The sequence below is a fragment of the Paenibacillus sp. FSL L8-0708 genome (genome assembly GCF_038009325.1).
GTDB classification, from domain to species: Bacteria; Bacillota; Bacilli; order Paenibacillales; family Paenibacillaceae; genus Paenibacillus_AQ; species Paenibacillus_AQ odorifer.
The window spans coordinates 125,505-139,992 of the sequence record NZ_JBBPBC010000001.1 but is presented as its reverse complement, the minus strand read 5'-3'; the positions used below and the strand labels follow the sequence as shown (position 1 = coordinate 139,992).

The window sequence follows — 14,488 nt, the reverse complement described above, 5'->3', positions numbered from 1 at the left end:
TAATGTATCATATTTTTCAAAGCCACGTCAAGCATTAAAATAAAATTATTCTTAATCCGAGTAACATAACCACGCCAGGAAGCCCAAGAACCGTTACTGCGCCTATAGTTGCAGGGTTCAAAGGGATATATACCTGCGTGAGCAAACCTGAGAAGTTCACTACATATATCCCGAGTGCAGCCAATACCAAATGAACCCCAAATAAACTTAGCCACCCAAAACCCAGCTTTTTTCTAAATACAACTAAACCTAATAAGATAACGGATAATATCAATACGCCCATAGCTATCATTCTAAGCATGTAGATCCCCCTTATACATTTATTTATAAGCCCTTATATTTGACTGCTGTTCAACCCCAAGCTTTTTGCATGTTTGAGATGTATCTGATATTTACGTTCTGCAGCCTCCAAAATATATATCGCGTAATCTATCTGATCCTGTCCCAACGCCTCGTCGAACATCAGGTACGCCCTCTCCCACTCTGAATGCGCCTTACGGACCTCTAAGAGGGTTTCCCATCCCTCACTTTCCTTTGCGCCTTGTTCCTTATCCACTCCCCACCACAGCTCTCTCCACCATCCCATTTCAATTCCTCCTCAGAATAATTCTGATGCAAAATACACATCTCGTTATTCTCATTCATATCGGGATAGGGACAAACTTAGAACAAAAAAAAGGAAACCCGAGGGCTTCCTTTTTGAAAAATACCACTATAGAGCTGCTAGAATAGCTCGCGACGGCCTTCCAACGCTTTGGACAAAGTAACTTCATCAGCGTATTCAAGATCGCCACCTACAGGCAAGCCATGAGCTATCCTGGTGATTTTAATCTCAAACGGCCGAACAAGACGAGAAATGTACATCGCCGTTGCTTCTCCCTCAATGTTGGGGTTAGTCGCCATTATAAGCTCACTTACTCTCTCATCACTCAGACGGGTCAATAATTCTTTCAGGCGAATATCATCAGGGCCGATACCTTCCATAGGTGAAATAGCACCCTGAAGAACATGGTAATATCCATTAAACTCCTTGGTTCGTTCTATAGCCACCAAATCCTTAGAGTCTTGAATCACACATATCACTGAAGGATCTCTAGTTTTGTCCTGACATATCTTACATGGGTCCGTATCCGTAATATTACAGCAGACCGAGCAATAGTGAAGATTGCGTTTGACGCTTACTAGCGCTTTTGCAAAATCAATGACTTCATCCTCTTTCATGTTAAGCACATGAAAAGCTAACCGGGCGGCTGTCTTCGGTCCAATCCCGGGCAAACGCGTAAAAGCATCGATCAGCTTAGCTAGCGGTTCGGGATAATACAAATTAATAATTCTCCTTTAGACTGAAGTGGAGTGGGCTATTAGAACAAGCCTGGGATCTTCATTCCACCAGTGAATTTACCCATGTCATTGTTAGCAAGCTCTTCAGCTTGAGTCAATGCATCATTTACAGCAGTGATTACAAGATCTTGCAGCATTTCAACATCTTCCGGATCAACGGCTTCCGGTTTAATTTGAATAGACAGCAATTTTTTGTGGCCGTTTACTTGAACAGTAACTACGCCGCCACCTGATGAACCCTCAATAACCTTGCCTCCGAGTTCCTCTTGAGCTTTAAGCATTTGCTCCTGCATTTTCTTAACTTGCTTCATCATTTGGTTCATATTATTCATACATCGTCTCTCCTTTGGAATGCGCAATTAGCGCTAGTATGTTTATATTACTCTTTTATGACAACAAGGTCTTCTCCAAAAAGCTGGATAGCCTCATCAATCCAAGGTTCAGGTTTAGCTTCTGCAGTATCGTGTTCATGCTCCAGCTGCAGTTCTTCTTTGCCAGTCTGTCCCACAGACTTCTGGGCAGCTTCATTCCAGTCACGAAGCATCATGGTTACAAGTCTATAAGGTTTGCCTAGACGCGCTGCAAGCACACTCTCAATAACCTGTCTGTTTGCCGGCTTCTCAGTAGTATCGCGGTGAATCGTGTTCTTGAATGCAACAAGTACCGCATCCTCCATAATCGATACTGGCTCACCGTCTACAAACCATGCATGAACCGTTACCTTTTCCTCTTTTACTCCCTGCAGGACTAGGCTCCACTGTTTATAGATAGCTGCAAAATCGGGACTATCCTTACCAGCAATAAACCTATCTACGTTAGGAGGCATTTTCGAGGCTGAAGAAACCCGCGGTGTTGGAACCGCGTGCGATTTCGGTGCAGGAGCACCATCACGCCCTCCTCCGGAAATACCACCGGATTGCATTGCCTGTTCCAGCTTCTTCTCCAGTGCTGCGATCTGTCTTTTGAGAAGATCCAGTTCACCAGAGTCAACGCTCGAATGATTCGCGCTTACTCCGGCATTTGTTTCACCTAACGGAGCAAATGCGGCGCTCTGACTTACCTCTTGCTGCAAGCTGCAAAGCTTCATCAGCGCCACTTCAAACAGTGTCTGAGGATGTGTTGCGTATTTCATTTCACCTAGGTATTTATTGATTGTATCTACAATCTGAAATAGACGCTCCCGAGAAAATGCGGTAGCCATATCTTTAAATTCAGCAGGATTCAGCACCCGCTCTGTTAATTGATCGGCCTCGGGTACCATCTTAATCATCAATAAATCACGGAAATAATACATGAGATTCTCTAGACATTTATCTGCACTTTTACCTTCATGCATAAGCTGCTCAACGAGCTCCAGAAGAAGACCCATATCACCTTCTAATATGGCAGTGGCAAGACGTGCAAATTGCTCGGAGGGAATTCCCCCTGTCATTCCTAACACTTGCTCGTACGTAACATTACCATCTGTAAAGGATGAAATCTGATCCAGCAAGCTCAATGCATCACGCATACCACCATCAGATAGACGGGCAATATACTGCAATGCGTTGTTATCCGCTGTAATCCCTTCCTTCTCACAAATAGCAGTCAGATGGGCGGTCTGTTCTTCTAACGCCACTCTACGGAAGTCAAAACGCTGACAACGGGAAATTATTGTCGCCGGCAATTTGTGAGGTTCCGTTGTCGCAAGAATAAACATCGCATGTGACGGCGGTTCCTCCAAAGTCTTTAATAGAGCATTAAAAGCTTCTGTCGTCAGCATATGCACTTCATCAATGATATACACTTTACGGCGCACCTCGGTAGGTGCATACTTCACCTTCTCACGCAGATCACGGATCTCCTCTACGCCCCGGTTTGATGCCGCATCTATTTCCTGCACATCCATTACATTACCCGCAGCGATTCGCAGGCAGGATGGACATTCGTTACAAGGTTCCGGACCTGGCCCACGTTCACAGTTAACCGCTTTAGCTAAGACTTTAGCAGCACTTGTCTTACCAGTTCCCCGCGGACCGCTGAACAGATAGGCATGCGAAACCCGCTGTTCACGAATTGCGTTCTGCAGCGTTTGGATAATGTGCTGTTGTCCAACCATGTCTTGAAACGACTGCGGCCGCCAAGCACGGTACAGCGCGATATGTTCCACTATGCATTACCCTCTCTTAAGCTGCCGCTTTCCCGGCATTTGTCGCAAATTTATTATACTATATTCATCGGCTATTGACCAAAAACAAAAAGCATCTTTGCTTGTGGCAAAGATGCTATGATAAACAGAATTATAAACCGTGCACCTGTTATTGATGGCTACGATCCAAGCGGCAACCCTACATGACTGCTCGAGTTAGGCCACCCTCCGGCACAAGAGTAATCTTACTTATGGCTGCTTCCTTCCGGACCTGACCAGGTTCATAAGCACTCATTGCGGAGGACCCAACTGTCAACACAGCCCGTAGGAACCAAGGCCTCACATCGATAGCACCTCTAACAGGAATTCAACCTCGCTACAGCGGATTGCGAGTTACAGGGCACCGCTACCTCCCCGTCTAGCACGGCGAAGATAAGTATAGCTCACGCTCGGACAAAAATCAACTCTAAGACATAAAATGAGCCCCTCAGCTATACAGCTGGGGGCTCAATCTAACTGTTAAGCCGCAAAGCGACTGTTCGAATTAGATACCATATTTCTTCTTAAATTTATCAACGCGACCGCCGGCATCCAAGAACTTCTGCTTGCCAGTGAAGAACGGATGGCAGTTGGAGCAAATTTCGACACGAAGCTCTTGTTTAACAGAGCCAGCTTCGAAAGTGTTGCCACATGCGCAGGTTACCTTAGTTACATTATACTTTGGTTGAATTGCTTCTTGCATTTTGAATTTCACCTCTCATGCCCTAAGCCTCATGCGGACCCAGAGTTATATGATTACACTGTGGTATTTTAGCACGAAATATCAAATTGGGCAATATGTTTCATTTTTACATTTTAGCTGCTTAAATATTGATTCCCCGCCGCTTAGACCGCGCCATATCTGCTGGTGGCACATGTGTATAAGAGCCTATAACTACATCCGGCAGTTCATCGCGGAAAATATCAAGCATCGTCTTCATCCCAAGGATTTCACCCTGGGCAGGAGGAATCAACTCTAAATAACTCTCCGGGTCAATGTTTAGATTGCGCATCTGAATAAGCTTAAGATCAGTACGTCTTACAAACTCCAGCATCGCTTCAATCTCTTCTTCGCGATCAGTCACTCCAGGGAAGATCAGATAATTGATCGATGTGTAAACCCCGTGCGAAGCAGCGTATTTCAAAGATTTTTCTACATTGGCCAATGTATAACCGCGTGGTTTGTAATAAGCATTATAATGGTCATCAAGGGCACTGATTGTGCTGACACGCATCAAATCGAGCCCAGCATCAACGATTCCTCGCATATGATCGCTTAATCCCGCATTGGTGTTGATATTGATATAGCCCATATCAGTAATCGAGCGCACTTCACGAATAGCTTCTATAATAAGTTTTGCCTGCGTGGAAGGTTCCCCTTCACAGCCTTGTCCAAAGCTGATAATCGATTCAGGCGTCTTTAAATGCTCCAACATAACTTGTGAAATTTCGTTGACCGTAGGCCGGAAATTCATCCGAGTCTGCGGAGATACAAAGCCGCTATCATCAGGTTGCTCAGAAATACAGCCAAAACATCCAGCATTACATGAATAAGAGACGGGTACACCGCCCTCCCAACGCCCTAAAAAGGTATTGGAGGAAGTCAGGCATTCATAGCCAAGCGCACAGTTAGAAAGATGCTCATAGAGGCGGTTATCAGGATATTTGGCTGTCATCTCACCAACACTGACTTCAAGATCTTCTTTGTCACAATTAAGTGGATTCCATTTCTCTGGATTATCGGTAGGGTCTGCCGCAACATAGAACCCGCCATCCTTCCACACTACAGCCGAATACCCAAACAGAGGAAGCTTATAAGACTTATCTGTCTTCACATAACCAGGAAGACATAGACGAGTGTAGCCTTGCGGCAGCAGCGCTCCGACAGCCTGCGAACCTTCCGGCAAAGACATCATTTCACCCGTCTCAGGATTCATACCCACAGCACGTGTACTAGGCAAGCCCACGAGCGTAGCACCTTCTGGTAATGGAATTAATTCTTCCTCCAGCATTTCAACAATCATATCCCCACTACGGGCTAGCCCGTACAGTTCAGGATGATCATATACGTTTCCTTGCCCGTCGGCATATACCAAATACATGTTAGTCTCCTCTTATTATCAATTCTCAAGTTGTAGGTACTGAAGGTGTCTTCGCCCGTGTGGTACGACGAGCAGCTGTACCGCTGTTGGAGGTGCCTCCGTTACTTGCAGTCCCGTTTGGTGTTGTTTTTGCCCCAGCAACGTCAAAGGATGCCAAGAACTCAGCATTAGTCTTCGTATCACGCAGCTTTTTGATGAATCCCTCCACAAAATCGTAGGACTCGTTCATATTTTTGCGAATCGCCCAAATCGTATCCAGTTCTTCTTTGCTCAAGAGCACTTCTTCGCGACGTGTACCTGAACGACGAATATCGATAGCTGGGAATATCCGGCGTTCCGCCAATTTGCGGTCCAAATGAAGCTCCATATTACCGGTACCCTTAAATTCTTCATATATAATATCATCCATACGCGAGCCAGTATCTATTAATGCTGTTGCCAAAATAGTTAATGAGCCGCCTTCTTCCACATTCCGTGCAGAACCAAAAAACCGCTTCGGCCGGTGAAAAGCCGCCGGGTCAATCCCCCCGCTAAGTGTACGTCCAGATGGTGGAACCACCAGATTATAAGCACGCGCCAGACGCGTAATGCTATCCAAAAGAATAACTACATCCTTCTTGTGCTCAACTAAACGAAGTGCCCTTTGCAACACAAGCTCAGCCACTTTAATATGATTCTCTGGAAGCTCATCAAACGTCGATGCAACCACTTCGCCTTTTACAGAACGCTGCATATCGGTTACTTCTTCAGGACGTTCATCAATCAGCAATACAAAGAGCTCAATCTCAGGATTATTAGTGGAAATACTATTGGCAATTTCTTTTAAGAGGAGCGTTTTTCCTGCTTTTGGAGGTGCTACAATCAAACCCCGCTGCCCCAAACCTACAGGAGCGAGCAAATCCATTATTCGGGTAGACAAATGAGTAGGGGATGTTTCAAGCGGTAGCTTGTCTTGCGGATAAAGTGGTGTTAATGCTGGAAAATGAAGACGCTCCGCTGCACTAGCAGGGTTCTCGCCATTAACTGCATTGACTTGAAGCAGGCCAAAATATCGTTCATTTTCTTTTGGTGTCCGACATTTACCAGACACAAGATCTCCGCTTCTGAGATCAAACTTACGAATTTGTGAAGCTGAGATGTAAATATCTTCAGCACTGGGCAAATAGTTAATCGGCCTAAGAAATCCATAGCCCTCAGGCAAAATTTCTAGTACGCCTTCCATAAACATGAGACCGCTCTGCTCTGCCTGTGCCCGAAGGATCGCAAAGATCAGTTCCCGTTTCTTCAGCTGTCCGTAATAAGGAATCTGGTATTTCTTGGCCAGCTTATATAACTCGGTCAGCTTCATTTCTTCCAGATCGGAAATTTGAAGATCCATGTAATAACCACCTATTCAATTTTTAAATGAGTTCTTCCTAGTCTATCTACTAGGCAAAAATATGATTCTATTAAAATGCTCATTAGGTTAGTATTACCCCAAATGGAAGGAAATATGCGGTTTGGCCGCAAATTAATACTCCTTCCAAGCGGGATATCCTAATATTATTCATTCTCACGCCAAACATGAGCACCAAGTTGCCGAAGGTTGCTCACTAAATTATCATAACCACGATCAATATACTCTACGCCGGTCACTTCAGTAATACCATCTTCTACTGTTAACCCGGCAATGACAAGGGCTGCACCCGCACGCAGATCAGCTGCCTTTACTTTTGCAGCATTAAGTTTACTGCCCTCAATAATTGCAGATCGGCCTTCAACACGAATCTTTGCGCCCATTCTTACCAACTCTGGCACATGCTTGAAGCGGTTGCTGTAGACGAAATCGCTAAGCACACTAACCCCTTCTGCCTGTGTCAGCATACTTGTCATAGGAGATTGTAAATCTGTAGGAAATCCAGGATAGGTCAGTGCTTTAACATCTGCATGTTCATAATTAGCTCTACCTATAACTCGGATACTTTCATCAAGCTCTTCAATATCCACGCCCATCTCTAAAAGCTTGGCTGTTAAGGCTTCCAAGTGCTTAGGAATAACATTATCTATCAACACATTACCGCGCGTAGCCGCAGCGGCAATCATATAAGTTCCTGCTTGAATCCGATCGGGAATAATGGAATGACGGCAACCGTGCATTTCCGAGACCCCTTCGATCCGGATGGTTTCTGTACCAGCGCCTTTAATAACAGCGCCCATAGAGTTCAATAGGGTAGCTACATCTATAATCTCAGGCTCTTTAGCCGCATTTTCAATAATTGTAGAGCCTTTGGCTCGTGAAGCCGCCAGCATGATGTTTATAGTGGCACCTACGCTTGATACGTCCAGATAAATCTTCGCACCGCGTAGCTCTTTTGCATATAAGTGGATAGAACCATGTTCGTTGGTAACTGTTGCTCCCAAAGCCTCGAATCCCTTGATATGTTGATCAATTGGACGAGGTTCAAAATTACAGCCACCAGGAAGACCTATTGTCGCTTCTTTGAATCTTCCAAGCAGAGCTCCCATCATATAATACGAAGCTCTAAGTTTCTTAACCGGCCCATTGGGCATTGGAATAGATACAATACGTGAAGGGTCAATTCTCATCTGATTGCCTGACCAGGATACATTAGCGCCAAGCTCTTGCAAGATTTCGGAGTAAACGGCTACATCACTAAGGGACGGTAAATTATCCAGAACAACTTCAGATTCGGCCAAAATTGCCGCAGGAATAAGCGCGATGGCACTATTCTTTGCTCCACTGATGGTTACAACGCCCTCTAGCGGACGTCCACCGCCAATCATTAATTTTTCCATAGATTTATCAATTTCCCCCTACGTGTATTGCAGCTGGGTGGGCAATACGTGCTGTGGACTTTTAGTGATGAAAATGGAAAGACACCGGCTAAGCGGTGTGCTTTCCTCATCAAACTATTCAACTGGACAGAGTAATAGCCCTATCCTTTAACAAATTGCTTGTCCACCTGAGGCGGAAGCTACAATGATTAGGCTTTGTTGTTGGATCCAAATTCGCGAATTTTACCAATAACGGTTTCTTTGATTGCATCACGGCCTGGTGCGATGAATGTACGTGGATCGTAAGCATCAGGTTTAGCAGCTAGAACTTCGCGAACCACTTTTGCGAACACGATTTGATTCTCAGTGTTCACGTTGATTTTGGAAGTACCCAGGGAGATGGCTTTCTTGATGTCATGTTCAGGAATACCTGTACCACCATGAAGAACCATTGGGATGTTAGTAGCGTCACGGATTTCTTCCATTTCTTTGAATCCGAGGTTAGGCTCGCCATGGTAAGGTCCATGAACGGAACCAAGTGCAGGAGCCAGGGTGTCGATACCTGTTTCTTTCACAATACGTACGCACTCATCAAGCTTAGCATACATGATGCCGCCGATAACGTCGTCTTCTTGTCCACCAACAGTACCTACTTCAGCTTCTACAGAAACGCCTTTAGCGTGAGCATATTCAACGACTTTTTTAGTCATATCGATGTTCTCATCGATTGGGTGATGGGAACCGTCGATCATTACGGATGTAAATCCAGCATCAATTGCTGCTTTACATTTATCAAAGCTAGATCCATGGTCAAGGTGGATAGCTACAGGAACAGTGATATTCATGTCAATAATTAGACCTTCAACCATTTTAACAACAGTAGTGAAGCCGCCCATGTGGCGTGCTGCGCCTTCAGATACACCAAGGATTACTGGTGATTTTTCTTGTTCAGCGGCACCAAGAATAGCTTGAGTCCACTCCAAGTTGTTAATGTTGTACTGACCTACTGCATATTTTCCTTCAAGTGCTTTGTTCAACATGTCTGTCATAGATACTAATGGCATGGTTTCATCCTCCTAAGAATGTTGGTTGGCTATGTTTTTAAACCGACATCACATACAGGCTTATTATAGCACATCCTGTGTCAAATACTAAATAGGGTAAACAAAAAAATGTCCCGGTGGGACGATTTTTATCCAGCCCATATAACAATTACACTCATCCTCTTCGGAGTCACCACGCGAAATAGGACCGATACAGAAATCACCGTTCTAACTGCATTGATCCACAGACTTGTTATGAAGATGCATGTTTACCGCTACGCGCATTTCGTCTATGTCGAACGGCTTTGTAAAATGCATTAACGCCCCTAGCTTGGTCGCCTCCTTAATCATGTCCAGTTCACCATATGCCGTCATCATAATGACCTTAATGGACGGATTGATCTCCTTTAGATGCTTCAGAATCTCGAGTCCATCCATTCCCGGTATTTTCATATCGAGTAAGACCAAATCGGGTGACTCGCTGCGAACAATGTCTAATGCCAATTTTCCGTTAGCCGCTTGAAATGTTGTATATCCCTCACTATTGAACACTTCCATAAGAAGAATCCGGATCCCATTCTGATCATCGACAATTAATACTTTCTTCTTTTCCATACGATACCCTCCCAGAAATTAAGGCAGATTGACTATACCGCGCTCTCCACAGCGACCGGCCCCTTTAGAAACTACTCCATACGAAACCTATTATTCGTGCTTTACTGTCCAAATCCTGCTAATTGGATAAAATGGGTAAATAAAGAGTCTAAAATGAAATAAATGTCAGTTACAATATTTCTATTAAAGGGTAATACAAAAAGAGAGCCTTCGGATGAAGGCTCTCTTCGACTATTTAAGAACCGAGGGTTCTTTCTGTCTGTGTATAAATTATTGCTGCTCGGAATGGGTCAAAGAGGCTTTGACAAATTCACGGAATAGCGGTTGCGGGCGGTTCGGACGTGAAGTGAATTCCGGGTGGAATTGAACCGAGAGGAACCACGGATGCTCTGGAAGCTCTACGATCTCTACTAGACGGCCATCCGGAGAAGTTCCGGAGATAACCAGTCCTGCTTTTTCAATTTCGTCACGGTAAGCATTGTTGAACTCATACCGGTGACGGTGACGCTCATATACCAGTTCATCATCATAGCAAGACATTGCCAGAGAGTCCGGAATAATCTTACAAGGATACAACCCAAGACGCATAGTGCCGCCCATATCTTCAATATCTTTTTGCTCAGGAAGCAAATCAATCAATGGATATTGTGTATTTGGATCGATTTCGGAGCTGTTTGCACCTTGTAGTCCAAGAACAGAACGGCCATATTCAATTACAGAAACCTGCATTCCAAGGCAAATGCCAAAGAAAGGTATCAATTGCTCACGGGCATAACGAATAGCGGAGATTTTACCTTCGATTCCCCGATCACCGAAACCACCAGGAACAAGAATACCGCCAATACCACGCAGCATTTCGTCCACGTTCTCATCCGTAATTTCCTCTGCATTCACCCAGCGGATCTTAACCTCTGCATTCGCAGCAAAACCTGCGTGTGAAAGTGATTCAACAACGCTCAAATAAGCGTCATGCAGTGCTACGTACTTACCTACAATTGCGATTTCTACTGTCTTCTCTAATTTCTGAATCCGGCTAAGCATACTTTCCCATTCGCGCATATCTGGCGCAGGTGTTGTAAGCTTCAAATGATTAACAACAATCTCGTCCAATCCTTCATCACGAAGGTTCAATGGAACTTCATATAACGTCGAAGCATCGCGGCATTCCACAACAGCATTAGCATCAATATCGCAAAAGAGTGCGATTTTGGCTTTCATATCTGCGGAAAGCTCATATTCCGTACGGCACACGATGACATTCGGTTGAATACCGATACTGCGCAGCTCTTTAACGCTATGCTGTGTCGGCTTCGTCTTCACTTCTCCAGCAGCCTTGATATAAGGAATCAAGGTTACGTGGATATACATCACATTTTCCCGGCCAATATCACTCTTGATTTGACGAATCGCTTCCAGGAACGGAAGACTTTCAATATCCCCTACAGTACCGCCGATCTCTGTGATAACAACATCAGAGTTGGTCTCGCGGCCCGCGCGGAACACGCGTTCTTTGATCTCATTCGTAATATGCGGGATAACTTGTACAGTTCCACCCAAGTACTCTCCACGACGTTCCTTGCTGATTACGGATGAATAGATCTTACCTGTCGTCACATTGCTGTTCTTCGACAGATTGATATCAATAAACCGTTCATAGTGCCCAAGGTCAAGGTCAGTCTCTGCACCGTCATCCGTTACGAAGACTTCTCCGTGCTGGTAAGGGCTCATTGTTCCAGGGTCTACGTTAAGATACGGATCAAATTTCTGAATCGTTACCTTTAGACCTCTGTTCTTGAGCAGCCTGCCCAGCGAAGCGGCGGTAATGCCTTTACCCAGGGAAGACACAACGCCACCCGTTACAAAAATATACTTTGTCACTGTAAAACCCTCCTAAATAAAGTCCAAACATAAAAGCGGCACATGGTGTTTATCGTAACCCGTTTTACTATCATCAAAACAGGGGAAATCAAAAGTTTAATTCACCGGGGAAAACATAAACGGTCATCCCTCAAATTCCATTAATCTACAGCTACTTTGCATCTAAAAAAACAAAAAAGTGACACCCGTAGAACCGGGGCACTTTTTATTTTAGAAAACACGTTTATTAACTTACATGATAAGCCCATGCAATAGTTTACTCTGACGATCCCCCACTGTCAAGGGAGGAATTATGCCACAGACAAGACTCTCTGATTATTGATCTTACTTGTCATCCTCGGAATCTTCATCGTCGCCATCTTCTGCATCGTCTTCGTCCGTATCGTCTTCGTCTATGTCATCTTCATCGATCACGACATCTTCGTCGACTTCTTCTTCGCTGTCGTCGTCAGAATAGAGGTCGTCGCGATCTTCATCGATAGCGTCGAAATCCTCTTCTTCAGCTGTGTAGTTTTCTTCTTCATCAGCAAAATCGTCATCTTCTAAATCATCGTCTTCATCGTTGATGATGCGAACCCGTTTAGTGTTACCAACCGGATCATCGGAGCGCTCAAGAGGATACCAGCGTTTCAGTCCCCAAAGGTTGGTTCCGACACAGGCAAAACGCCCGTCAATGTTAATCTCGGTATATAACTGGGCAATAGTATCTTGGCTTTCTTGATCGGTCATGCCGCGTAACTTGGCTACCTCGACCATCAGATCACGGTAATAATACGGTGTATTGGCTGCTTTAAGCACCAGAAAGGCAAGATCCACCATTGGCATTTCTTTAACTTTCTCAGGGTCTAGCTTTAAATTGAGTGGCGTACTCACTAAAGGACACTTCCTCTCACGCATTGTTCACATTACGGTTTATTTCAATAATATCCATTAACAAAACTAAGTAAAACCTATTTAACAACAAAATGCAAGTCAAATGCAAGAACCGCCCAACAGAAAAAGCCTCCTGCTTATTATCCATACAGGAAACCTGTCTTCATCAAGAAGAGTTGATATGTAATTGTAGCAAGGTTCGCCGCACCCAAAGTTTTTAGAAATGGGATTTAAAAAGGCGGAGGAAGACCTCCGCGCATGACTGTATCCACGCCAAGGATCGGCTCCTTACGGGATGTTACAAAGAGAGTTTTAATCTCTTCTGTTTATTTTATGTAAAGCGCCGTCTTTTGACACGCTGGGCAGCCCATTTCCTTAAAAAAGGGCAAGTTCCCATTCGGACCCCTCCCTCCGCTCATACAATATGGCAGCAGGGCACCGAGGAGGGACAGCGAAACCTATGGACTATTACAAATTTTGGAACATGCTTCTTGAAGAAATATCGGTTGCCCCCAAAAATGGTGAGCGGCGTATTCTTACCTTCAACGATCCCCGCCAGTATGCCGGAGCTTTCTCCCAATGGAAGGCTCTAAAAGCAAAGCAGCCCGAGCTGCGGCAAGTACAGGTATCTCCGCTGATTCGGGCCTTCTTCGTGCCCGCTGCCGCCGGAAAGCTGATGAACCGATTTACAGACCTTCTAAATGTCGAAGACGATCTGCAAATCCAAATCCATTCCATAGCTAACGAAAAAAGCGGAATTGCAGCGCTCCCATGGGGGGTGAAAGCGATTCATGCTCCTCAGGCATGGTCTAAATCAACCGGAGTTCACGTCAAAATCGGCGTCATTGACACCGGCGCGGATTACCGTCATCCCGATCTGAAGCATTCATTAGCCACTGGAGTCAACCTACTACACCGCGGAATGCTGCCGCTGGATGATAATGGGCACGGAACTCATATCGCCGGAACCTTAGCGGCAGCAGGGGGGAATCGCGGAATGATGGGAGTGGCGCCGCGAGCGCTGCTATATCCAGTCAAGGCTTTTGATCATAGTGGATCAGCCTATGTATCCGATATTGTGCTAGGTATTGATTGGTGTGTGCAGAACCGAATCGACGTCATTAATATGAGCTTTGGAATGAAGACTAGAAGCAAGGCGCTCCACAATGTGGTTATAAAAGCGTATCGGGCCGGAATCGCCGTCATTGCCTCCTCTGGGAATGACGGCAAACGTGGCGGGGACTATCCTGCACGTTATCCCGAGACGATAGCCGTGGGCGCCATCGATAAAAGACACCGGGTTGCCGGCTTCAGCAATCGCGGTTCATATATCGATGTATACGCGCCCGGCGAAGGCGTGCCCTCCTGCTGGCTGAAGGAGGGCTACAAAGAAATGAGCGGCACCTCCATGGCGACCTCGCATGTCACGGGAGCCGCAGCACTGCTGCTCGCACTGCGACCGGGCCTCACGCCAAGGGAGCTGAAGCTGCTCTTGCGCCGCACCGCGTCCCCGGTGCGGCTGCGTAAGGGGCAGCGCCGCGCATCCCTAGGCGGCGGCTCTGCCGATGCCCTACGCCTGCTGAGAGCAGGAGTAAGGGCGAAGCGTTCGGTCTCCGCGAACGTGTAGACCCGCCCGGGCACCGGGTGGGTCACTCTGACGTTAGCGCAGCTGATGTCGGTGCGAAGAACGGCAG

General features: G+C 45.7%; 14 protein-coding genes and 1 other RNA gene. 1 reads left to right on the top strand and 14 read right to left on the bottom strand.

Going from position 1 to position 14,488, the window contains the following annotated elements:
- Positions 1-34: 34 nt before the first annotated feature.
- The 14 genes from NYE58_RS00660 to rpoE form a co-directional block, all read right to left on the bottom strand.
- Positions 35-292, bottom strand: a complete 258-nt coding sequence (locus NYE58_RS00660; RefSeq protein ID WP_370510561.1) for a pro-sigmaK processing inhibitor BofA family protein — start codon at positions 290-292, stop codon at positions 35-37.
- 42 nt (positions 293-334) lie between these two features.
- Positions 335-586, bottom strand: coding sequence for a DUF2508 family protein (locus NYE58_RS00655; protein ID WP_076130375.1), 252 nt, complete (start codon positions 584-586; stop codon positions 335-337).
- A 137-nt stretch (positions 587-723) separates the two neighbouring features.
- Positions 724-1,323, bottom strand: coding sequence for a recombination mediator RecR (recR, locus tag NYE58_RS00650; RefSeq protein WP_036679922.1), 600 nt, complete (start codon positions 1,321-1,323; stop codon positions 724-726).
- 38 nt (positions 1,324-1,361) lie between these two features.
- Positions 1,362-1,673, bottom strand: a complete 312-nt coding sequence (locus NYE58_RS00645) for a YbaB/EbfC family nucleoid-associated protein (protein ID WP_036679924.1) — start codon at positions 1,671-1,673, stop codon at positions 1,362-1,364.
- Between the two features lie 47 nt (positions 1,674-1,720).
- Complete coding sequence (gene dnaX / locus NYE58_RS00640; protein ID WP_076305520.1) at positions 1,721-3,490, bottom strand: DNA polymerase III subunit gamma/tau; 1,770 nt, start codon at positions 3,488-3,490, stop codon at positions 1,721-1,723.
- 137 nt (positions 3,491-3,627) lie between these two features.
- Positions 3,628-3,896, bottom strand: an RNA gene (ffs, locus tag NYE58_RS00635) — signal recognition particle sRNA large type.
- Between the two features lie 117 nt (positions 3,897-4,013).
- A complete protein-coding gene (gene rpmE / locus NYE58_RS00630) occupies positions 4,014-4,211 on the bottom strand; it encodes a 50S ribosomal protein L31 (RefSeq protein ID WP_036679927.1) in 198 nt (65 codons plus the stop codon).
- 121 nt (positions 4,212-4,332) lie between these two features.
- Positions 4,333-5,610: a radical SAM protein gene (locus tag NYE58_RS00625; protein WP_341000898.1), complete on the bottom strand. Its 1,278-nt coding sequence runs from the start codon at positions 5,608-5,610 to the stop codon at positions 4,333-4,335.
- Between the two features lie 25 nt (positions 5,611-5,635).
- On the bottom strand, positions 5,636-6,988 hold the full coding sequence (gene rho, locus NYE58_RS00620) for a transcription termination factor Rho (protein ID WP_036679930.1): 1,353 nt from the start codon (positions 6,986-6,988) through the stop codon (positions 5,636-5,638).
- 164 nt (positions 6,989-7,152) lie between these two features.
- On the bottom strand, positions 7,153-8,406 hold the full coding sequence (locus NYE58_RS00615) for a UDP-N-acetylglucosamine 1-carboxyvinyltransferase (protein WP_036679932.1): 1,254 nt from the start codon (positions 8,404-8,406) through the stop codon (positions 7,153-7,155).
- Positions 8,407-8,594: 188 nt separating this feature from the next.
- Entirely contained in the window at positions 8,595-9,449 is an 855-nt protein-coding gene (fba, locus tag NYE58_RS00610) for a class II fructose-1,6-bisphosphate aldolase (RefSeq protein ID WP_036679934.1), read from the bottom strand.
- A 207-nt stretch (positions 9,450-9,656) separates the two neighbouring features.
- Positions 9,657-10,043 carry a response regulator gene (locus NYE58_RS00605; RefSeq protein WP_036679935.1) on the bottom strand — a complete coding sequence of 129 codons (387 nt, stop codon included), beginning with the start codon at positions 10,041-10,043 and terminating at the stop codon, positions 9,657-9,659.
- A 270-nt stretch (positions 10,044-10,313) separates the two neighbouring features.
- The gene (locus NYE58_RS00600) at positions 10,314-11,921 is read right to left on the bottom strand and encodes a CTP synthase (protein ID WP_076130377.1); all 1,608 of its coding nucleotides are present in this window, start codon (positions 11,919-11,921) and stop codon (positions 10,314-10,316) included.
- Between the two features lie 324 nt (positions 11,922-12,245).
- Entirely contained in the window at positions 12,246-12,794 is a 549-nt protein-coding gene (gene rpoE / locus NYE58_RS00595) for a DNA-directed RNA polymerase subunit delta (protein ID WP_036679939.1), read from the bottom strand.
- A gap of 460 nt (positions 12,795-13,254) precedes the next feature.
- On the opposite strand from rpoE, the gene NYE58_RS00590 reads away from it, so the two are divergent.
- Positions 13,255-14,421 (top strand): S8 family peptidase, encoded by a 1,167-nt coding sequence (locus NYE58_RS00590; RefSeq protein ID WP_076278006.1) that lies wholly within the window; start codon positions 13,255-13,257, stop codon positions 14,419-14,421.
- Positions 14,422-14,488: the final 67 nt, after the last annotated feature.

Bases quoted from the DNA above. Each gene is read 5' to 3' on its own strand.
- rpmE (WP_036679927.1), bottom strand. From the start codon at position 4,211: ATGCAAGAAGCAATTCAACCAAAGTATAATGTAACTAAGGTAACCTGC.
- NYE58_RS00655 (WP_076130375.1), bottom strand. From the start codon at position 586: ATGGGATGGTGGAGAGAGCTGTGGTGGGGAGTGGATAAGGAACAAGGC.
- NYE58_RS00625 (WP_341000898.1), bottom strand. From the start codon at position 5,610: ATGTATTTGGTATATGCCGACGGGCAAGGAAACGTATATGATCATCCT.
- fba (WP_036679934.1), bottom strand. From the start codon at position 9,449: ATGCCATTAGTATCTATGACAGACATGTTGAACAAAGCACTTGAAGGA.
- NYE58_RS00615 (WP_036679932.1), bottom strand. From the start codon at position 8,406: ATGGAAAAATTAATGATTGGCGGTGGACGTCCGCTAGAGGGCGTTGTA.
- NYE58_RS00605 (WP_036679935.1), bottom strand. From the start codon at position 10,043: ATGGAAAAGAAGAAAGTATTAATTGTCGATGATCAGAATGGGATCCGG.
- NYE58_RS00660 (WP_370510561.1), bottom strand. From the start codon at position 292: ATGATAGCTATGGGCGTATTGATATTATCCGTTATCTTATTAGGTTTA.
- NYE58_RS00645 (WP_036679924.1), bottom strand. From the start codon at position 1,673: ATGAATAATATGAACCAAATGATGAAGCAAGTTAAGAAAATGCAGGAG.
- NYE58_RS00590 (WP_076278006.1), top strand. From the start codon at position 13,255: ATGGACTATTACAAATTTTGGAACATGCTTCTTGAAGAAATATCGGTT.
- rho (WP_036679930.1), bottom strand. From the start codon at position 6,988: ATGGATCTTCAAATTTCCGATCTGGAAGAAATGAAGCTGACCGAGTTA.